This window comes from Azospirillum melinis (assembly GCF_013340935.1).
GTDB classification, from domain to species: Bacteria; Pseudomonadota; Alphaproteobacteria; order Azospirillales; family Azospirillaceae; genus Azospirillum; species Azospirillum melinis.
The window spans coordinates 99345-120545 of the sequence record NZ_WHOS01000014.1 but is presented as its reverse complement, the minus strand read 5'-3'; the positions used below and the strand labels follow the sequence as shown (position 1 = coordinate 120545).

General features: G+C 65.3%; 15 protein-coding genes and 2 pseudogenes. 11 read left to right on the top strand and 6 right to left on the bottom strand.

All coding sequences use genetic code 11. The features are described from left to right. The first annotated feature begins 49 nt into the window (after positions 1-49). The 4 genes from GBZ48_RS13275 to GBZ48_RS13260 are packed head-to-tail and all read left to right on the top strand — an operon-like array spanning position 50 to position 4681. Positions 50-682, top strand: a complete 633-nt coding sequence (locus GBZ48_RS13275; protein ID WP_174471496.1) for a TnsA endonuclease N-terminal domain-containing protein — start codon at positions 50-52, stop codon at positions 680-682. Further along, positions 679-2577, top strand: coding sequence for a Mu transposase C-terminal domain-containing protein (locus GBZ48_RS13270; protein ID WP_174471495.1), 1899 nt, complete (start codon positions 679-681; stop codon positions 2575-2577). The genes GBZ48_RS13275 and GBZ48_RS13270 overlap by 4 nt, the downstream gene beginning before the upstream one ends. Then, positions 2577-3491, top strand: coding sequence for a TniB family NTP-binding protein (locus GBZ48_RS13265; RefSeq protein WP_174471494.1), 915 nt, complete (start codon positions 2577-2579; stop codon positions 3489-3491). The genes GBZ48_RS13270 and GBZ48_RS13265 overlap by 1 nt, the downstream gene beginning before the upstream one ends. Further along, positions 3488-4681: a TniQ family protein gene (locus GBZ48_RS13260; RefSeq protein WP_174471493.1), complete on the top strand. Its 1194-nt coding sequence runs from the start codon at positions 3488-3490 to the stop codon at positions 4679-4681. Before GBZ48_RS13265 ends, GBZ48_RS13260 begins: the two co-directional genes overlap by 4 nt. Here the strand turns inward: GBZ48_RS13260 and GBZ48_RS13255 are convergent. Continuing rightward, positions 4611-5042, bottom strand: coding sequence for a hypothetical protein (locus GBZ48_RS13255; protein WP_174471492.1), 432 nt, complete (start codon positions 5040-5042; stop codon positions 4611-4613). The two genes, GBZ48_RS13260 and GBZ48_RS13255, sit on opposite strands and share 71 nt — an antisense overlap. A gap of 90 nt (positions 5043-5132) precedes the next feature. Here GBZ48_RS13255 and GBZ48_RS13250 point away from each other — a divergent pair, with 90 nt between their 5' ends. Continuing rightward, positions 5133-5456, top strand: coding sequence for a helix-turn-helix domain-containing protein (locus tag GBZ48_RS13250; protein WP_174471491.1), 324 nt, complete (start codon positions 5133-5135; stop codon positions 5454-5456). Positions 5457-5957: 501 nt separating this feature from the next. On the opposite strand, the gene GBZ48_RS13245 is transcribed toward GBZ48_RS13250, so the two are convergent. Beyond that, on the bottom strand, positions 5958-7649 hold the full coding sequence (locus tag GBZ48_RS13245) for a hypothetical protein (RefSeq protein ID WP_174471490.1): 1692 nt from the start codon (positions 7647-7649) through the stop codon (positions 5958-5960). 445 nt (positions 7650-8094) lie between these two features. Here GBZ48_RS13245 and GBZ48_RS36725 point away from each other — a divergent pair, with 445 nt between their 5' ends. The 3 genes from GBZ48_RS36725 to GBZ48_RS13230 all read left to right on the top strand — a co-directional run bounded on the left by GBZ48_RS36725 (position 8095) and on the right by GBZ48_RS13230 (position 12493). After that, positions 8095-8610 carry a ribbon-helix-helix domain-containing protein gene (locus GBZ48_RS36725; protein WP_174471489.1) on the top strand — a complete coding sequence of 172 codons (516 nt, stop codon included), beginning with the start codon at positions 8095-8097 and terminating at the stop codon, positions 8608-8610. 489 nt (positions 8611-9099) lie between these two features. Beyond that, on the top strand, positions 9100-10326 hold the full coding sequence (locus GBZ48_RS13235) for an AAA family ATPase (RefSeq protein ID WP_174471488.1): 1227 nt from the start codon (positions 9100-9102) through the stop codon (positions 10324-10326). After that, positions 10259-12493, top strand: a complete 2235-nt coding sequence (locus tag GBZ48_RS13230) for a S8 family serine peptidase (RefSeq protein WP_174471487.1) — start codon at positions 10259-10261, stop codon at positions 12491-12493. Before GBZ48_RS13235 ends, GBZ48_RS13230 begins: the two co-directional genes overlap by 68 nt. Positions 12494-12721: 228 nt before the next feature. Here GBZ48_RS13230 and GBZ48_RS13225 read toward each other — a convergent pair whose 3' ends face one another. The 3 genes and pseudogenes from GBZ48_RS13225 to GBZ48_RS36225 all read right to left on the bottom strand — a co-directional run. After that, positions 12722-13360 carry a hypothetical protein gene (locus GBZ48_RS13225; RefSeq protein WP_174471486.1) on the bottom strand — a complete coding sequence of 213 codons (639 nt, stop codon included), beginning with the start codon at positions 13358-13360 and terminating at the stop codon, positions 12722-12724. A 19-nt stretch (positions 13361-13379) separates the two neighbouring features. After that, entirely contained in the window at positions 13380-14630 is a 1251-nt protein-coding gene (locus GBZ48_RS13220) for an AAA family ATPase (RefSeq protein WP_174471485.1), read from the bottom strand. Positions 14631-14933: 303 nt separating this feature from the next. Further along, positions 14934-15310 (bottom strand): annotated as a pseudogene (locus GBZ48_RS36225) (IS5/IS1182 family transposase); the annotation flags it as partial. Between the two features lie 148 nt (positions 15311-15458). Here GBZ48_RS36225 and GBZ48_RS13215 point away from each other — a divergent pair. Continuing rightward, a complete protein-coding gene (locus tag GBZ48_RS13215; protein WP_174471484.1) occupies positions 15459-18656 on the top strand; it encodes an ATP-binding protein in 3198 nt (1065 codons plus the stop codon). A 14-nt stretch (positions 18657-18670) separates the two neighbouring features. Next, positions 18671-18876 (top strand): annotated as a pseudogene (locus GBZ48_RS36220) (IS21 family transposase); the annotation flags it as partial. 185 nt (positions 18877-19061) lie between these two features. Here the strand turns inward: GBZ48_RS36220 and GBZ48_RS13210 are convergent. Next, the gene (locus GBZ48_RS13210; RefSeq protein ID WP_174471483.1) at positions 19062-19322 is read right to left on the bottom strand and encodes a hypothetical protein; all 261 of its coding nucleotides are present in this window, start codon (positions 19320-19322) and stop codon (positions 19062-19064) included. Between the two features lie 184 nt (positions 19323-19506). Here GBZ48_RS13210 and GBZ48_RS13205 point away from each other — a divergent pair, with 184 nt between their 5' ends. Further along, positions 19507-21063, top strand: a complete 1557-nt coding sequence (locus GBZ48_RS13205) for an ISL3 family transposase (protein WP_174471519.1) — start codon at positions 19507-19509, stop codon at positions 21061-21063. Positions 21064-21201: the final 138 nt, after the last annotated feature.

The following is a 21201-nucleotide window of genomic DNA, read 5'->3' as shown; positions in this document are numbered from 1 at the left end:
CTTGGGCTGCGGTAAGATCGGGCAAGATTGCCGGCTGGAGGAGGACAGGATGCGGCGGCGGATCGTCAAGCCCAACACCCGGAGCTTCACCGGACGCCACGTGCTGCCGGACGGCAGCGGCGACATCCGCTTCGAGTCGGGGCTCGAGCGTGATTTCCTGACCCTGCTGAGCCTGCGCGACGATGTCCGGGAGATCGTCGAGCAGCCACTGACCATCGACATCACTTGGCCCGACGGCCAAGCTCGCCGCTACACGCCCGACTTCAAGGTCACCTATGCCGACCGGGTGGTCCTGTACGAGGTCAAGTACCGCGAGCAGCTGCGCAAGCTGTGGCCGACCCATCGCCATAAGTTCCTGCAGGCCAGAGCCTGGGCAAACAGCCAGGGCATGCGGTTCCGAATCGTCACCGACCTGACCATCCGCACCGTCCGCTTCGAGAATGCGCGCCTGCTAAGCCCCTATCTGGGGATAGAGCCGGACGCCGGAATGGCCCAGGCGATCACCGACGGCCTCGCCCACGGGCCACGGACGGTGCTGGACCTCGTCCAGGCCCTGTGCCCCGAGCGCTGGGACCGCGCCCGCTTCTATGCGGCGCTGTGGCCGATGTTGGCCAACCGCAGCCTGCAGATGGACCCGCGGGCGCCGCTCGGCATGGACCTGCTGGTCGGGCTGCCATCATGACCGATACCCTGCCGGCTCCCCTCACCTACCGCCTGGGAGTGGATGCGGAGGTCGATCTGGGCGGCATCCTTGGCATCGTGGTGTCGATCGTCTCGCTGACCAGTGTGCTGGTCGAGAACAGCGCCACCGGGGAACGGACCATCCACGAGGCCGTCGGGCTGAAACCCTGGACGGGCACGGACGCCAGGCAGCGCCCCATTCCCGATCTGGCCGAGTTCACTGAGGAGGAACTGGCGGTCGGCCGGCAGCGGCAGGACGAGATCGAAGCCCTTCTGGTCCTGCGCCGGCGAACCAAGGCAGACGTGTCTCTGGCCGCCGAGCGCCTGGGGCTGCGGGTCTCGACGTTGTATGGGCTGATCAACGACTACGAATCGGAACGCTCGCTCACCTGCCTGATCCCGCATGCCTATCGGCAGCGGCGGCGGCGCAAGCGGATCGGAGCCGAGACGGAGCAGATCATCGCCACAGCGATCGATTCGATCTACATGCCGAATGCCGGAGCGCGGGCGACCGAGGTCATCACGGAGGTGCAGGACCAGTTGAAACGCGCCGGGCTCAAGCCGGTGGCTCCCAACACGATCCGTGCCCGGTTGCAGGCCCTTGACCCGAAGGCGGTCGACACGGCCCGGTTCGGCGGCATGGCGGCGGAACGCCGGCACCACCAGACCTACGGCACCGGCGATCCGGCGCGGTGGCCGCTACAGCGCATCCAGATCGATCACACCGTCGCCGATTTCTTCGTCGTCAGCCCGGACGGCCAAGCCGTGACCCGGCCGATCCTCACGCTGGCCGTCGACGAGTTCAGCCGGGTGGTGAAGGGCTTCTACCTGTCGATCCACAAGCCGTCGACGCTCTCGGTCGCGATGGCCCTGACCCACGGCATCCTCGACAAGGAGGAGTTCTGCCGCCGCCATGGCCTGGAGTCGCCCTACCCGGTCTGGGGGCTCGACGATGCCATCCTCACCGACAACGCCGCGGAGTTCGACAGCCGCGGCCTTCAGCTCGGCTGCCGGCAATGGCGCATCCGCGGCGATTTCCGGCCGCTCGGCCAGCCCTATTTCGGCGGTCGCATCGAACGCCTGGTCGGCACGATGATGGGCGATGTCCGGCTGATCCCCGGCTACACCTTCAACAGCATCAGCGAACGGGGAAAAGACTATGACGGCCGCGCCGGCGCCGCTCTGATGATCGAGGAGGCGGAGCGCCGAACGGCGATCATGATCGTCGATCGCTACCATCGGAGCCGGCATTCCGCCTTGGGGACGACCCCGCTGAAGGCGTACGAGCACGGCATCCTCGGCAGCGACAGGATTCCTGGACGTGGCTACCCGCGCATGCCGTCCGACCCCGGACGCCTTCTTATAGATTTCCTCCCGGTCGAGTACCGGACCGTCCAGGCATACGGCATCCGGCTCAACCACCTGACCTACCAGAGCGACCTCCTCCGGGTGCTTGCCAGCCGGAAGGACGGCCGGAAATATGTAGTCCGCTACGATCCGAGAAACGTCAGCGTGATCTATTTCTACAATCCTGACACGCAAGAATATTACGATATTCCGCTAAGAGACCGACACCGGCCCCCGGTGGCGCTGTGGGAGGTCGACGACGCCGTCGCCGAGTTGAAGCGGCTCGGGCACGATCCCGACGACGAGGATGCCATCTTCCGGGCGATCGCGCGATGCCGCCAGATCGATGCAGAGGCAACTCGCAAGTCGGCCGCGGCCCGGCGCCGGCAGGAGCGCCGGCGGGAGGACGCGAAGGCCCATGCGGCCCCTGCTCCGACGACCGTTCCGGCCCACGACACCATACCGGCCACTGTGCCGTCGACCGAGGCCGGGGGCGATCAAACGCCCGTCCGGCGTATCCGGCCGATCCGTGATCTGGAGGGCTGGTGATGACCGGCTACGATCATCTCCATCCCTCCACCGTACCATTGCTGGAGTTGCCGAGTGCGGAGCGGATCGAACGGGTTCGCACCAAGCGATGGATCCCCTACGCCTCTATTCGGGATCCCTACGCAGCGATGCGGACGCTGCTGGACATCCCGCGCCAGCAGCGCCCCGAGAACATCCTGATCGAAGCGCCGACCAACAATGGCAAGTCAACGTTGCTGGAGCGTTTCGAGACCGATCACCCTCCCCTGCACCGCCCCGACCAGGACAAGTCGCTGATTCCCGTTTTGATGATCTGCCTGCCCGAGCACCCAACCCTGATCATCGTCTACCAGACGATCCTCGACCGGTTGGGCTGCCCTTATGCACCGAGCGCCCGGCGGACGGAGCTGAGGCGGGCGGTGGTTACCAACCTGGAGAAGGTCGGCACCCGGGTTCTGCTGGTCGACGAGCTTCATAACCTGGCCTTGTCCGGTCCGCAGGAGCGCGATGCCATCCTCGCCTTCTTCCGCGCCCTGGGAAACGAGCCGGCCTTGCGCATCAGCCTCGTCTTCGCCGGAACCCCAGGGGCCCGGATCACCACCCAGAGCGACCCTCAACTGCTCAACCGCTTCGATGTGTTCCAACTTCGGCTCTGGCGGGATGGGGAGGCCTTTCGGGAACTGCTGGCCTCATTCGAGGCACTGATGCCGCTGCGGGCCCCCTCCTATCTGGGCGATGACGACGCGATCGCCCGCGACATCCTGAGCCGTGGCGAAGGTGTCATCGGCGAGTTCTTCAAGATCGTCAGCCGAGCCGCGGTGCTGGCGATCGAGACGGGTGAGGAGCGGATCACGCTGAAGACGCTGTCGCGCATCCGCTACCAGTCCCCCTCGCACCGCAAGGTGATGATCGACGACGTGCCGGCACTGCCATGACGCTCCGGCCGTGGCCCTGTCGACCGAAGCCACTGCCGGATGAGCTGCTGTCGTCCTGGATCGCGCGCACCGCCGTGGCGAACGGCCTGACCCCGGGGCATTTCATCCGCGCAGTGTGGCCGGAGGCCCGAGTCGCGGCCCGCGACATCGACCATGTCGGTCCCCGCCACGTGGTCGAGCGCATGGCGGCAGGGACCCTCACGGACCTGGAGCGGGCCTGGAGCACCACGCTCGGCAGCTTCAGCGGCTTTCTGTTCGAGGCGCACGCCCCGGCCGATGGACGACATGGCGGTACGAAATGGATAACCCGCACCCGGATCGCCGGCGGCATCTGGCACTGGCCGGGACAGCAGTTCTGTCCCGCCTGTCTGGCCGAGGGCCCGGCCTGGATGAGGCGGTCCTGGCGACTGGCGCTGTCGGCGGTCTGCCCGCGCCATGGCTGCGTGCTGGCAGAGCGCTGCGGCCATTGCGAAGCGCCGGTCACGGTTATCCGGGCGGACCATCCTGGACAGTGTCACGCCTGCCAGGGCGATCTGTCGCTCACCCCCTCTGCCGCAGCCCCCTGGGAAGCCATTGCCCTCCACCGGCGCCATGAGTCCATCCTCACTCGCGGATGGGCCCAACTGGGAGAATACAATCTTTATTCCACCCGGTATTTCGACCTGCTGCACTATGTGCTGCGCTTGCTCGCAGGACCGCGGTACGGAGAGCGGTTGCGGACGACCGTCAGCCGCCTGTGGGGCGGCGATGCCACGCCGCCAGTGCCGCCGGTCGGCATGACCAAGCTTGAAATGCTCTCCCCAGCCGACCGGGCCCGGCTTCTCGACCTGGCCGCGCGCCTCCTGCCGGGGTGGCCCTACCGCTTTATCGGCGCCTGTGCCGAAGCCGGGGCTTGGCAGGGAGAGCTGATGCTCCACTTCCCTGATGCCCCCTTCGCCTTTGCCGATCCGGTGCGCCGCCTGCTTCACAACGCGCCGTACCGCCCCTCGCGCGCGGAGGCCGTGGCGGCGGCCGCCCATCTTCACCGCAGCGGCAAACCCGTTACGACGCGCGCGCTGAGCAAGCTAACCGGATCGGGCGCCGTTCGCGCCCGCCTGCACAGACCTGACGCATCGAGCGTTACGGCAGGACCGGAACCGGCACCAAGCGCCACGTCCGACCGTCGCGCTCCACCCGCCCCGCGTGCTTGAGGCGGTTCAGCACCATGCCCGTGGTCTTGGGATGCACGGCCAGACCGAGACGCGCCTGGGCTTCGCGTGCGATGTCCGATGCCCTCAGGCTTTTCGGATAGGCCGCGGTCAGAGCGGCGAGGACCTGGGCTTGGAATGCCCCCTTGCCGACCGCACGGCCCGTCGTGGCCGCCACGGTCAAAGGGGCCGGCAATGGAACCGTCAGCACACGGGCAGCCGCTTCGGCATCGGCCAGCGACGACCGCAGCACACTCAACCGCTCCTGGAGCCGGTCGATCTGCCCGGTTGCCGCGATGATCTCCTGTCGGATGACAGCCACCCTGCCGGCGAGCTCCTGGCTGAATTGCGTGTGCGCGCTCATCGGCACCCCTCCACCGGCCTGTCATCTTCCCTTGCAGATGAAGAATTCTAATCATATTCTTAATATTCTTCAATACCGAGGTTGCAGTCGATGACGGAGCAGACGACGTTCGGTGAGGACCTCAAAGCATGGCGGAACAAGCTGGGCCTCAAACAAACGCAGGCGGCCCCTCTTCTGGGAATACACCAGAGTTGGTACAGCAAGCTTGAGAAGGATACGAAACCCCCGGGCCCAAAGGTGATAAAGCGCTTTGCTGCGCTCCGTCATTCCTCCAGCCAGCAACACTCCGTGAACACATCCGCCTGCACTGCATTGCTGGAGGAACTGCGCGTGGAGGCCGGCCGCAGGCCGCAGCGCACAGAGGAGGCTTTGCGCATCGCCGTATCGCTCATCCGGCTCGTGAACGCGGAATGAAGACTATTCCTTGGGGAACCACCTTGCCCGATCCAACGGCGTTGGCCCGCATCGGTGGACCGCTCACCGCGGACCTCGCTCTGGCGCTCGCTTTCCGCCGTTGGATCTATCGCTGGGAATGCCGCCCATCGCCCTCTCCCGATCTGCTCCGGCTGCGGTTGGTGCGCCGGCACTGCGGGAGAGAGCGCGCCATTGTCATCGACGCGATGCAGCGGACGTCGTTGCGCCGGCAGTGGAGAGCGATCGGCGAGAATATGCGAACCACGCGGCAAGCCGCCGTCCAGCGCAAGGAAGACTATTTCCTGCTGACCGACCGTTCGATGTCGCCGGTCCTCCGTGGCAATCTGGAGCGTTTGGTCGCCAGCCGCCCCGCCTGCCCGACCCGCGCGGTGGAACGGGCGATCTGCAGCGAATGCCCACCGCATACGTTGTTATCGATCGGCGTCCTGATGGCGCGGGCGGGCCGGCTCGGCATCTCTGCGCCGGCCGCCCATGCCGCGATCATCTGGATGCTGGCGGTCGACGATTTGCGCTGCGATCTTCATCAGCCGCTGGGTCGGGATGCGTATGTTCGGCGCCTGTGGAGCTATGAGCCGACAGCGCCTCAGCCCTTGCCAGAACCGCCTCCACGATCTGATCCACCGTGGCGGTTTCCGTTCTGAACTTGGTGAACAACAGATGGTGCGGCAGATCGCCGACACTCCGGCCATTCATCCGCTCCCCCCATTGCCCCCGCCGGGCGCGCACGACCGTGACGACGCTGCACAGGTCCTGTTCCGACAAGCGGCTGCCATCCGGCCGAGCGATCAGCATCATCCCGTCCCAGTCTTTAGGACGCTCCGGGCGTGGTTCGAGGCCCATCAGACAAGCCCAGCGTCCGGACACGGAGAACTCCGCCGCAAGCACCATGCGGGTCAGCAGGTCCGTGATCTTGTGCCAATGCCCTCCATTGGGGTGCGGCGGCAGGCAGCCGAAGGTGAAGTCGCCATGGCGCCGCTCGGCTCCCGGCGGCAACACCAGAGCAGCAAGACCGGCCACGGAGGGGTGGCATGACAGCGCACCCAGGACGTCGCAGAACAAATCGACCTCGGGCTCGGTCGGCGGGTTGGCAGGAGGGTGCTCATCCCCGGTGATGAGCCTCACCCGGCGCACGGTTCCCTGGTCTGCCCCCAACACACCGGTCGACACCTCGTCCGGAACGAGTGCCTCGCCCGGGATGTGCACAACAGGCGTGCTGGTCGAGACGCGCTCGACGGTCTCGACATGGATCGGCAAGTCGTTGAGTGCCGGGAAACGGGGGACAATGGAGGGAAGTTTCAGATCTTCTCGCGGCAAGTGCCGATTTGGCTTGCGATTATTGACCACCCGTTTCGGGCCGACATAGCCTGCGATGCTGTGTATCAGCACACGTCCGCCCTCGTCATGAGTGTCGGCGGACTCGTCCTCGCACCGCTCGATGATCAGCTCATCGAATGGGAACGGTGCCGTACATTGGACGAGACGGAGCAGAAGGACCCGTTCCGTCGAAGTACCGTCGGCCAGCGTAGCCTTGAACCGCTTTCCCTCTCCCGTCAGCCTCGTGCGTCCGGTGACGGGAAACGTCGCGTACAGCGAGGCTGGCCGCCGTCCGGCCGCTGCAGCCATGGCTGCCAGGAAGGGCAAGCAGAAGGCCTGACGCTCGGCAGAGTTTTCCGCGGAGCCAAAGAAGCGACCAAGCGTGCAGCAATCATCCCGACCAAAGCCGGTTCGGGGTGCAATCCGAAGCACCCGCCGAGGGGCGTCAGCGGTTGCCGAGGACGACGGATCGGCTGGCACGATCTCCATCCTGGTGCGCGTGAGATCGCACAGACTTCCCGGGTCTCGCTGGAACGCTCCGTTCAACAAGGCTTGGGCGAGGGCCGTCGAGGTTCCGATATAGAACTGGGCCAGGGTAAGAGCCGGGATGATCAGGCCGTAGGGGTCGTTGCCCACCTGCACGCCGACCAGCCGGACATCCCTGCTGTGGAGCCGGTAAACATGGGGCGGCAGGATGTAGTCGGTCTTGCGCTGTGGCGAGACCAGGTCGTATCCGCCGAATTCAACGATCCGATCCGACCCGATGGTCACGTCGAGCGTGCAGTCTTCCAGTCCCTCAACGCCATCGGCAATCTTCTGACGATCGTGCCAGATGCTGCCGATGATCAACAGCGGCAACCATCCCGCTCCTGCTAGGGCCCTCTTAGGCACGGAATTCACCCCAACCCCAACGAACAGACATTCGATCAATGGGTCGAAGGGATCAGTCGCGTTGCTATGCGGACCATTGATCCAGACCAGACGCCACGGTCCGCCCTCAGGGAAGGTCTCGAAGAAAGGATCTATATCCTCGGCGGAAGCACGGACTGAATTGAGTGCCACGCCCATCTCCCTCAGCTCATTCGGGTTATCAGAGTGGCCGAGCGGGTGACGCGCAAGCAATCGATTGCATTGTGTCAGCCAGCCGTCAAATCGATGGCTGGGTGCACCATATCGATTTGGATACGAAACGAGGCTTCCGGAAGAAGGCTTTCCGCACGCCCTGCTGGCACCGGCGCCGCTCATTTCGTTAGCGCAACGAGGTTATCGATGCCGTTCCTCGGATGGCAATGTCGCCTCAGAGATGCAAAAACCAGGCGAATCGGGACACGCCTGCCGCAGCGATGGCACCGAACACTCTCCCCTTGTCCATCAGCAGCGGCATCGGCTTGCGACCGGATCTGTCAGCCAGAACTGTGAAGGACTTCACTGTCACCCCCTGTCACCGGTAGTAGAAAAACATACTTATGAGATCAATTTTTCGGAGGGGATTGTGGGTCTGGTTTCAAAAAATGTAACGGTCAATGGTCACCGGACCTCGATGCGCCTGGAACCCGTCATGTGGGACGCGCTCCGCGAGGCTGCCCGGCGAGAGGGTATGACGGTCAATGCCCTTGTCTCCCAGCTCGCAGAGCGGTCTCCGCACACTCTGACAAGCGAAGTCCGGGCGTTCATCGCCGGCTACTACTGGGCGGCAGCCACCGAGGCAGGACACAGTGCCGCCGGGCATGGCCTGGGCCTTCCCGTGACGGTAGATCGGCTCATGACCGGTCCCGGCCCATCAACCACTCTTTCTGTGGAGAGTTTGGCGTCGGTCTGATCGATCCTAGCACTCTGCCCCTTCCAACCGCCGTGGCTGCGGCGCCCTCGCTCCTCTCGATACGACCGAACGTCCGTGGCCACAATCCCCGCCAGTCAGTTCACCGGCGGCACCGCGCTCCTCGTCAGAATCATTTCCAATCTGAACGCCATGGTCTTGAGGCATCCAGTATTTTCTAAATTCTGCTTACACCTCTCCTTCTTGCCTTCTATTTTTACTGTCAGTCCCACTCTCATCCCAGCGGGCCTGAAGGAGGGGAACTCACGAGGAGCAATTCTGTTTCCTCTGCTGGCAATGAAAGAGATTTCGAGGGGCCAGCCTCAGCGCCATCCGGATTCCGAATGGAATCCTCACAGGGTCAAAAAGGCAACTTTTGTATCTGATACGCGGTTGCGACAGAGTGATTTGGAGCGCATACTTATCAATAGATAGATTGCATGCATAAGTAAAAAAGTTGTGTCTGGAAATCAAAAGGGTTGGGAGGGGTCGATGTCTTTCATGCCACTTGGTCCGATGCAGGAGCCGCGGCCATCCGACACGGTCCTGGCGTTGATCGAAGCCGCACTCAATTCCGACTTCGTCGCGGTCCGCCGCCTCGGCACCACCCTGGTCGGCAGCCTCCCCGAACGGGAGCGGGTCGGGACGCAGGAGCGGCTCACGCGGCTGTTCCGAGGCGCGGGCGGAACCCGTCCACCGCACGCTATGGCGCCCCTCGACGTCAAGACCAAATCCCCCCTGGTCGAGGAACTGCCCTGGCCGACAGGCCCGCTGTTCCTGGACGACGAGGACTCCCAGCTGCTGGAGCGGTTCATCGCCGAAGCGCAGGCAGCCGATGAGCTCGCCGGGGCCGGACTGGCGCCACGCTCCAATCTGCTGCTGGTCGGGCCGCCAGGGACCGGCAAGACCCTGACGGCTGGCCACATCGCGGCGCGCCTGGGGTTGCCCTTCCATGTCGCCCGGCTCGACACCATCGTGTCTTCGCTGCTCGGAGACACGGCCAAGAACATCCGCGGCATCTTCGACTTCGTCCAGCGCGAACAGGGTCTGCTGTTCCTGGACGAGATCGACGCCGTCGCCAAGCAGCGGGACGATGCCCGCGACATCGGTGAGTTGAAGCGCGTCGTCAACACTCTGCTGCAAGGGCTCGACCGCCTCGACCATCGCTGTGTCGTCATTGCCGCCAGCAACCACGGCCACCTGCTCGATCCGGCGGTGTGGCGCCGCTTCCCGTACCGCCTCACCGTCGACCGGCCGGCGGAGGGACTGCGCGCCAGCCTGTGGTCCCATTACCTAAGCCTCGACCCTGCGGAGGCCTCCATCGCCAACGCCTTGGCCGGCATGTCGGAAGGGTTGTCGGGCTCCGATGTCGCAGAGATCGCGCTTGCCGCCCGGCGCACCGCTCATCTGAAACGGACAAAAGTTTCCTTCTCCGCAATCGCAGGTGCGCTTCTCGATTGCGCGAATGGGAAATTTTCGTTACCAACCATAGGCGAGCTCGACCGTGACGCGACCCTGAGTCTGCGTCGGGCGGTCGGCGAACGGTTCGGTTTGACCAACGGCCAGCTCAGCGCCCTCTTCTCCGTGACCTACGAGGCCGTGGCAAAGGACGCGCGGGTGAAGCGCGCCGGGGGGAAGCAAAGGAGCGGCCTTGCCCAACAATCCGGTGCTGCGGCTGACGGTACGCCCACGGCGGGAGCGCGTGACCGGCGGCGGTAAAGACGACAGCAAAATCACCCCCCATTATGCCGACCGGCGCCGGGCTCTGATCGAACGGGTGTCGAGCCTGGTCGACCCGGCATCGCCTCACACGCTTTGGTTTGCCGGACACGCGCTGTTCTGGGTTGGCGTCGACCTCGCTTCGCTGGCTCCAACCTACACGCCGAACGATCTCTTCCAGTCCGACATCGGCATACGGCTCGTCGCTCCCTGGAACACGGGTTACGTGATCGAGGTGCCCGCAACCAGCCGCGATGCTCTGTTGCAGCGCCTGCGGCAGCCCAGCACCATCCCGCAGCGGGTGGACATCTCACGGATCATCAGCTTCCGCCCGCTTCACAAGGAAATCACTCCTGACAGCCTGAAGCAGGCCTGGGCGACGGCGGCCTTGGACGGACCGGCGGCACCTGCCAGTTTCGTCGTCTCCCTGCCGCCCTTCCAGTCCGTCGCCGCACGCGACGCCGTCCTTGAGCGTCTCTGGCGCTGGATGGCCGAGCAGCCGATGATCCTGCTCGGCCAGTCCCTGCCCTTGGAAAGCGGTTCGGACCTGGTGCTGCCGAACGGCCAGCCGGGCGGTGCCCCGCTGGTCCCCGGTGCCGCAGCGGAGCAGCGTCGACGGGTCCAGATCTCCTATCGCGCCGGTCATCACCCGCGCCTCCCGGTGACAGCGCGCTTGCGCGAAGCCCTGTTTCAGGGAAGCGAGCGCGGTCTCATCGTCCGCTGGGATCCGGTCACTCCCCTCGCGCCGGCGCGCCCCGGAGGTGGACGGGAGCCCGATCTTGACCGTGAGGTCTCGCTCGATGAACCGATCGTCGGCCACATCGACGGGGGCTTTACCTCGCGGCGCTACCGCCCGGCCGTCGTCTGGGAAGCCGAACCCTTCCTGGCACCGGCCGATCTGGACACCAACCACGGCAACTGCACCGCGGCGCTGATCGTCGAAGCCCATGGCTGGAACACCGATCTCGATCTCCCTCCCCTGCACTGCCGCCTGGGCATCGTGCCGGCGGTGCCGCGCTCGACCTACAGCGGCCCCTGGGACCTCGGCGCCCTGATCCTGTTCCTCGACGGTGTCCTGGAGGCGCATCCCGAAACCACCGTGTGGAACATCTCCGCCAACCTCCGCCATGCCTGCGAGCGGAATCGGGTCAGCGAGTTCGGTCACCAGTTGTCCCAGCTCGCCCGCCGGCACCAAGTGCTGTTCGTCGTTTCAACCGGCAACCGCACCGGCGACGGCGAGGAGCGGATCGCTCCCCCCGCCGATGCCGAGGCGGCCCTCACGGTGGCCGGCCGCCTTCCCGACAGGGAGGGCAAGATCGGCGACTCCTGTCCGGTGTCCCGGGTCGGGTTGGGTCCTGACGAGATGCTGAAGCCGGAGCTGAGCTGGTTCTCGGTCGTCCAGGTCATCGGTGGCCGCTATGGCCGGGCCTCGAGCTATGCCGCTGCCCTGGTCAGCCGGCTGGCCGCCCACACCTGGGCCAATCTGCGCCAGCCCTCGCCGGATTTGGTCAAGGCGTTGCTGATCAACGCCGCGGACGGTGGACGCCACCACTACCGGCGCGGGTATGGCAGCCCGGTGCGGCCCCAGCTTCCCTGGGAGACTGACGACGGCACCGTCACCCTGTGCTGGCAAGGCCGGATGAGCGCGAAGCTGCGCTACTACTGGGAGGGCATCGAGATTCCGCTCAGCCTGCGTCCGGGAGGTCTGTTCCACGGTCGCGTCCGGCTGGTTTGCATCCTCGCTCCCGTGACGCACATGCGCGGCACGAACTACGCGTCGACTCGGCTGGAGGCGGCGCTACAGTACCGGGACGGAAAAGGCGAATGGACCCGGTTGGCCGGTAGCTTGCCGTCCGATACGGCGGAGGGGATCGCTCGCGCCAAGGATGCCAAGTGGCAGCCCCTGCGCTTCTACAACCGGCAGACCCGGCGCGGCGTCACCCTGGGCGGCCCGGAGCTCCGCCTGTCGGCGCGGCTGTTCTGGCGCGACCGCTATCTGTATCCTGAGTTGGAGACCGACGAGGTCGAATGCGATGTGACCTTCATCGTCACCTTGCAGAGTGCCGACGCTCAGGCCCCCGTCCATGCTGAGTTCACTCAGGCAATGGGCGGGAATGTCGAGCACGCGGTGATCGAGCCGGACATCGAGGTCGAGGGAGAGGTCTGACCAGGGGGCCAAGCCTCCGTCCGCTGCATCGGTGCCCGTTCCGCATGGGGCCGTACGGGTACGCACAGGACTCTGGATAGGTCCGGATCGGCTCGACGATGATCTGCTGATGCACTTTGTCGTCCGACTGGCGCGCCGTCGCTGTACCGACCATGAGCGGCACCGCCACGATCAGGCAAAGGGCTTGGCCATCAGGTGTTCGTCGCTGTCCCCTGCCCCCTTAGGTCGTCAGCTAAGGCAGTGGAGCCGGTATTCGGTCTTGATCTCAGTCCCGAACACAGCCAGACCCTGATTGATCCGTCCGATTCCCAATCGGTTCAGATTGCTGACCATCATTTCCGATACCTGGGAAAGCTCAAGACAGGCTTGCCGGGCCAACTCGGCCTCAGACATGCCGGTTTCGTGCAGCTTCGCCCGCAAGAGTTCGATCGCCTCCCGTTTCACCGCCATGAGTTCCGGATTCGGCGACCCGGCATCTCGACACGGATTGCCGCTCCTCGTGATCAGGTCCATCGCCTTTTCACCAGCCGCATCGGCGAGGTTGACGGGTTCGTCGAGGGACCGGTCTGGGACTGCGTCTCCGGCTCCAGGAGAGTCAACCGCGGCCTTGACCGTCTGATCCTCGGCGTCATTGGCCAGCCGCAGGCCAGCAACAGCTGCGAGGAAGGCCGGTGGGAACAATGACTGCATCATCGGATCGCGCAAGGCATGCGCCAGGACCTCCCAGGACGGAAAATCCAGGTGTTCTGCTGGCATGACAGCATCGCCGGCTTCGGCCCGATGCCAAACCTCGGCGAACGTCCGGGTGGCCTCCTGCAGCGTCGTGCCGATGTTCAGGTGGAAGGTGGCGCGTGGTTCCGTCGTCATGGGAGCCTCCCGTTCGACATCAAGGTTGCGGTGGTTGAGCACCAAGCGTACCCGCCGTCCGTACCGCGCCTTCCGGATCACTGCGATACTGAAGGAAATGCCCTTGCAAGGCAGCCGGGGCAAGGGCGCGGCCATCCAGTGCGGCGACGAAGGCCTCCGCCAGATCTCTCCGGTCCGGGTAGAAGGCCCGGAACATGCGGGCGATCTGCCCGCCCTCGGCCAAGCCGATCTCCTGCCGCCGGTCGATGCGCCCGGGTCGAATCAGCGCCGGATCGAGCCGGTCCAAGTGGTTGGTCGTCATCACGAGCAGGTGCCCCTCCTGCGACATCACCCCGTCGATGGCGTTCAGCAATCCTGAGAAGGTGATGCCCCGGCCCGCCGTCTCGGCGTCCCGGTCCCGGAACACGGCATCGATGTCCTCGAACAGAAGCACGCTGCGCGCCGGCGCCGTGCCGAGAAGCGCGCACAGTTGCTGGTCGTCGAGCCGGTCGGAGGCAAGGTTCACGATGCTCAGGTCGAGATCGAGTTCACTGGCGAGCGCCCGGATCAGGCTCGTCTTGCCGGTCCCGGGCGGACCGTACAGCAGATAGCCGCGGCGCCAGGGAATGCCACGTGTGCGGTACCAGGCCTCGCTGGCCAGGAAGGTTCGGGCGTCCTCCAGGAGGGCCTCGCCCACGCCATCGGCGAGGAAGACGGAACTCAGCGGCCGCCGGCGGATGGTCGTGCGGCCGCTCCACTCGCCGTAAGACTCCACCATATGCACGGCGATGCAGTCAGAGTCCCGGCCACCGAACTGGCGGTCGACAGTCAGCAGCAGGTTCGTCAGCACAGCCCGGTCGCGGGAGAGGGCGCGCATGGTGATCGTCTCGACAGGCTGGCGTCCAGCTGAAACCATCCCCTCCTTGCCGACCCCTACCGAACGCTCGATCCACAGCAGAACTCCGCCCTCGCGCAGGAAATGGCTGCCCTGTCCGGGAGACAGGCGCAGGACCTCGGCGTCTCCTTGCGGCACGCGGGCCGCGGTCAGTCGGCGACAGCGGGCATTGTAGGGGTGAGCAGCGAACCAGGCGACCAGCGCCTCGAACAGCGGCGACCGGCTGTCGACGGTGACGGTGGTGATGAACCAAGCCTCGACGATGAAGCGCAGCAAGGAGGGCAACAGCCGCAGGATCGCCGCGCCGACGACACCGAACGCCCCCAAGGCCAAGCCGCCGGTGAAGACCTGGTTGTTCAGTTGCGCCGCAACGGCCTGAGAGAGAGCCTCAAGCATGATCCGTCCCCCCGCGGACCAGGAGGCAACGGATGCAGACGTGCAAAACCACCGCGGGGAAGCAGTGATCCCACGGAGCGGAAAGCGCGACACGTCGCGTATGTGTGCATGATGTACGGCCCGGTTTGGCTATCAGAAGCGAAAGAAGCCGTCAATCCATCAGAAGCATCTGCCTCACCCCCTATGACTTCGATCACATCGATCGGTCCCTGAACCGTCGGCCTCGGGATCCGCAGAGCCTGGGCTCGCAGCCAGCAGGCCACGATAGCTGCGATCAAATGGCGGCCATAAAGATGATTTGAGGCGTGGCGGGATGTTGGGAGCGGCTCCCGTCTCTTCGACCTTCCCGCGCACAGCAGCACGATCCTACCCCTTGCTGGCGTGCAGGAGACCCGTGGCGCGCATCCGGTCGAGCAGGCAGTCGGCGGCGGTGCCGTCGGCACTCCGACCGCCAGTCGGCGGAAGGCGAGCGGCCGACCGCGCGGATTTTGCTGGGTCGCCCGCCATGCGGCCATCCGATGGCTTGGGCGCTTGCCCTCTTTGCCATCGGTTGCCGAACTATCGGCGCGCGCCACTCTGGAGCCGATCGTCACCTGGGCCGGTGGGCCAGCCACCGCGGCCAAGGCATCGAAGATATTATCCCACCCCCCCTGGCCGAAGTCCGGCCAGCGGGTGTTCCGGGCTCACGAAACAATGCGGCCTCGGCTCCGTTTAGCTGTCTTGCGGTGTGCATCGCCTCGCCGAGGCGGGCATTGCTGACGGGAGGCAGTCAGCGTGGGCTGGAGAATTCCCAGAAGCCACGTCAAAATCGCACTCGGTGCGGCTGTGATGGCCGCTCCGCTGCTCGCCTACGAGGTTCTTTCTCTCACCACACTGCGTCAGGAGCGGGAACAGGAACTGGAGGCGGAAGCCGGACGCCTCCTTTTGCTGGTGGACACCGAACAGCGAAAATCCGTGGAGGACATCCGCCACATTTTCGCGACCCTGCAGGCGACCGGGGTCCCCCGCCTGCCGCCTGCCGAGTGCCTGGGCATCATGGCAGAGCTCAGGCCATTATACCCGAATCACCTCGAAATCCAGCTTGCCGATAAAACTGGCCGGGTGTGGTGCGCAACGCAGCCTGGATCGGTTGGCATCGACATCGGCGATCTGCCGAGTTTCCGGGAGGCGCTGCAGAACGACCGCGTTGTCGTCGGCGAACCCGGTCCGATCCGGGCGGCACCGAACGCCCAAGGACGGGCTATCCTGCCGTACCGGCAAAGCTACATGGGGGCGAACGGTCAGCCGGACGGCACGATGACCGCTTTGATCGACCTGGACTGGCTGAAAGACTATGTCGCCAAGCTGTCCTGGCCGCCTTATGCCGTCGTTACGATCGTGCATCCGGACGGACAGATCCTCGCCCGAGCACCGATAGACAAAGGCCTTGTCCTTGGCTCCACGATCCCGAACCGGCTGCGTTACACCTTGGCCGCCTCCGCTCCTGGATCGGGGCAGTCTCCTGGCCTGGACGGGGTGGAGAGGCGCTTCGCCTTCCTGCCGCCGCAGGCAACGGATTCCGGGCTGATGCTGGCTGTTGCCATCGATCCCGTCGAAGCGCTGTCTCCCATCGACCGGTCAGCCGCCGGTTCCCTTGCGGCATTCGTGCTGCTGCTTGGATTGGTGTTCGCCGGCGGCGCGTACGGGACGTCGCGGCTCGCCATCGCCAAGCGCCAGGAAGCCGAGGCCGCCGCCCGGATGTCGTCCGTTCTGGAGAGCACATCGGACGCAGTGATGGAAATCGAGAGCGATTGGACGGTCTCCTACCTGAATCCCCAAGCATGGGAACTCCTGAGCCTAGACCGTGACGTCACCGGAGACCATGCACAGGCTGCCTTCGACTGTCTCGCCGGGTCGGACCTCGAAGCCTGCCTCAAGGACGTGATGGATCGCCGTGTAGAGGTTGAGTTCGAGTTCTTCTACCAACGGACTGGACGATGGTTCGCGCTGCGGGTTTTCCCATCGCGCAAGGGCGTCGCCATCTATTTCCGTGACATCACCGAGCAAAGGGCGGCGGAGGGTGAACGCCGTGCTTTGGCTGGTGATCTGGAGCGCGAACGATTTCTGCTGCGGGCGATCACCGACAGCCTGCCCATCGGATTGCTGATCGTCGAGGCTCCGTCGGGGCGCCTCCTCATGCACAACCCTGCAGCCGAGCAGCTGATCGGACACAGTATCATGGCGACGTCCGGCGTTGCGGATTACAGCGCCTATGGCGGCGTCCGGGCCGACGGTACACCGTTGCCTGCCGATGAGTACCCTCCCGCCCGGGCGCTGCGGGGAGAGGTGGTGTCACAGGAAGAGATGCACTACCGCCGGGGTGACGGCTCGATCACCACTTTTCTTGTCGAGGCGGTGCCCGTTCATCGAGCCGATGGCAGGGTGGAACTCGTCGTGGTCGCCTTCCATGACATCTCGCGGCGAAAAGCCATGGAAGAGGCGTTACGGGAAAGCGAACGGACCTTGAGCGCCGCCTTGGCGTCCGCCAGGGCAGGAACCTGGACATGGGATATCCGGTCCGGGGAAATCAACTGGTCGCCGGGCAATTACCTGATCCATGGCCTACAGCCCCGCGACGGCCATGCATGCTTTTCGGAGTGGCTGGCTGCGCTCCATCCGGAGGACCGGAGCGAGGCAAGGCAGGTGGTCAGGACGACTTTGGCATCCCGGCAGACCGCTTACGACGTCGAATACCGGGTCCTGCTGCCGGATGGCGGCATACGGTGGGTCGCCGGCATCGGCAAGGCCGAGTATGACGAAACCGGCCGACCGCTCCGAATGTCGGGCCTCACGGTGGATATCACCGACCGCAAGACGCTGGAAGTCGCGTTGCGGGCAGCGAAGGAGGAGTCCGATCGGGCGAACAGGGCGAAAGCCCGCTTCCTGGCGGCAGCCAGCCACGACCTGCGCCAACCGCTCCAATCGATGGCTTTGTTCGGCGGCGCGCTGCACTCCCATGTGAAGGATGGCCGCGGAACGGAGATGCTGCTCATGTTGGAGCGCGGAACGGAGACGATGAAGTCTCTTCTGGACAGCCTGCTCGACGTCTCCCGCCTCGACGCCGAGGCGGTCAAGCCGCAGGTGTCGAGCTTCGATCTCGACACGCTCATCCAGGAAATCACCGACTCCTACCGGCCGCTCGCGGCCACCAAGGGACTGTCCGTTTCTTCCGACGGTTCCTGCTGCAGCGTGGCCGTCCGCAGCGACCGCACCATGCTTGGGAGAATCATCCGCAACCTCGTCGAGAATGCGGTCCGTTATACCGAGCATGGAGGGATCACGGTGTCCTGCCGGATCGAGAAGGAAAGCGCGTGGATCGACGTCGCAGACACCGGCATCGGCATCCCTCACGACCAGATCGCCATGATCTTCGACGAGTTCCACCAAGTCGGCAATCCCGAGCGGGACCGTAGCCGCGGCCTCGGCCTGGGATTGTCGATCGTGCAGCGTCTGTCCCGGATCCTTGGCCATGAGGTCCGCGTGCACTCGAAACTCGGAGAAGGATCCGTTTTCTCCGTCGAGGCCCCGATCGCCCTCAGCACCGATGTGCGGGAGACCGAAACCGCGGACAGCGAGACCGCCCATCCGATCGGGCGCGGGCGGCTTGCGCTTCTGATCGATGACGACACCATCGTTCTGATGTCGCTGCGGACATTGCTGGAGCAATGGGGGTATGACACGTTGATTTCCGGCTCCCCCGAGCAGGCCATGGCCATTGTCGCCGAGGCGGGACGCCGGCCGGACGTGATCGTTGCCGACTATCGCCTCCGGGCTGGACGGAACGGATGCGAGGCGATCAGGGATGTTCGCAACCAACTGGGATTGGAGATTCCCGGTGTCATCCTGACCGGCGAGACCGGAGCGGAATGTGCGCGCGACATTGCCCGGTATGGGCTGGGGATCATCCACAAGCCGGTCATGCCGGGCCAATTGTGGGCGGCCCTGGAACGGCTGCTCGGCTCCACGCGCCAGGACACCATACTGTGATGGGGTGCCTGAGGGGCGGCTACGACCCAGTCCGCCGCTACGCCCGGGTTTGCCGGCAGGAGGAGGCGCCTCCATCGCCCAAGCCTATATGCCGTTGAGCTTTGCCCCGGGCGAGGTCTGCCAGTTCGACCGGAGCCATGAGGTCGTCCCGATCAACGGAACGACGGTCACGGTGAAGGTGGTCCCGGTCCGTCTGTGCCAAAGCCGGATGCTGTTCGTATGGGGGGGTCACTACACGAGAGTGATTCTCGACTTTGCGCATTTTGGGATCGCCGTCTCGGTTAGGAGGCGGTTCACAAGTCCAGTATCGGAGCGGTGTGAGAACGTGACGGTGGCGGCGCGGGAGCGATGCAGGGAGATACAGCCATGGCTGGAGGCCCGACGGGAAGCGTATAGGGACCAGCGTTAGCCGTCACCGTGATGGGATGAGGATCCCGCCCTCTGCCGGCGGAGGGCCTCAACCAGATCCCGCACGTCCTGCTCCGTGTAGCGTCTGCTTTGGATCCGCTGGACAGCTTCCTCCGCTTCGATTCGCAGTTCCGCGGGGCGTGAGCGCTGCAGCTGGGACAGGGCATGGATTTTTTGGGCGAAGCGCTGGGTGCTTGACGTCCAGGCGCGGAGATCGGCCATGAACTCGTCGATGTCGTCGGCAAGATGATCGGTCATGCTGGATGCTGGGCGGCCCGGCAGGTCATGGGGGAACAGTCACAGTTCGGAAAGCGGCAGGTGGGTGTGAATCGGCATGGAATAAGGGTTCTTCCGTGCTTTCGGTGCTGAGACGGACGGCTCGTAGCTGTTGATGCACATGTGAAGCGGGGAGATTCACATGATGCAGATCTCGGATTGCGCCCTGCCGCTGGTGCCGGCCGGCCTTCAGGCGACGGCGGTTATGATCGAGCAGGATCGCATCGTCATCACCGCCCGAACGATTGGAACGGTGGCAACCTGTCCGACCTGCGGAACGGGATCGGACCACGTTCACAGCCACTATTGGCGCACCATCGCTGACTTGCCGTGGCAGGGACGCCAGATCGTTCTGCGGGTTCAGGTTCGTCGCTTCCGTTGCCGGCACTGCGGATCGCGCATCTTTGCCGAGCGCCTGCCCGAGATTGCCCGCAAGGAGCGGCGGACGGGGCGGCTGGCGTTGGCTCAAGCTCAGATCGGCCTGGTGCTGGGCGGCGAGCCGGGGGCGCGGTTGGCGTCGAAGCTGGCCATGCCGGTGAGCGGCGATACCATCCTGCGCCTCATCCGCAAACTGCCGCCACCACCGTGTCCGCCTCCGCGGGTGATTGGTGTCGACGACTGGGCATGGCGCCGCAGCCGGCGCTACGGAACCATCGTGTGCGATCTGGAACGCGGCCGGGTGATCGACCTGCTGCCGGATCGCTCCGCCGCTCCTCTGCGCGGGTGGCTGAAGCGACACCCGACCGTCGCGCTGGTCAGCCGTGATCGATCCGGCCCCTACGCCGAAGCCATCCGCACCGGCGCGCCGTGCGCCGTGCAGGTGGCGGATCGGTGGCACCTGCTCGTCAACGCGTCGGACGCCCTGCGCTCCTTCCTGGACCGCCACCACGCTGAACTGCGCGAAGCTGCACGGCTGTGCGGCTCCGGTGTTCGCCCGTCCGCATGCGCCTTCCCACTGGACGCCATGAAACCGTCGCCCAGCAATGCCGGCGCCCGGCGGCAGGTGCGCTACCGCATGGTCGCGCAGTTGCACGCGCAGGGGCTCCCGATCAAGGAGATCGTCCGCCGGACCGGGGTAGCCCGCAACGCGGTGCGCCGGTGGCTTCGTGCCGGCGAAGCCGCTCCATATCGACGGTCTCCGGGGCCGAGCCTGCTGGATCGCTACACGTCCTTCGCCAAGGCCGCATGGCGCAGTGAACGGCGCAACGCCGCCGCCATCTGGCGCGCCCTCGTCAAGCAGGGGTTCGAGGGCGGCTATGACATCGTGCGCCGCTGGGCCAAACGGCGGCGAATGGCCGAGTCTGAGCGACCTGATGCTCCCCTGCCGTTGTGGCGGGTGCCATCCAGCCGTCGCGCGGCCCGCCTGCTGACGAGTGACCCGACCACGCTGAGCCCTGCCGACCGCCGGTTCGTCGACACCGTGCGGGCGATCGCGCCAAGCATCCGTGAGGTGGCAGACCTCATCAACGACTTTGGCAAACTCCTCCGCCGGCAGAGCGCGAGGTCCCTCGCCGCGTGGCTGGAGGCGGCCTCCGCGACAGCGCTGCGCAACTTCGCTCAAGGTCTGGCCGCCGATCTCGACGCGTTGCAAGCGGCTCTCCAGGAGCCCTGGAGCAATGGCCCGGTCGAAGGGCAGATCAACCGCCTGAAGCTCATCAAGCGGCAGATGTTCGGCCGCGCCAAGTTCGATCTGCTCCGCCAGCGCGTCTTGTGCACCGCCTGACGACTGCCACGCCAGCCATTACTGCGGCCTATGCCACCTCAGCACCGAATGCGCGGATGAACCGGAATAAGGACCCCGTATAGGGGGTGATCGGCATCCAAACGGGACCCCCGATGCTTTGGGTCCACACTGGCCGCC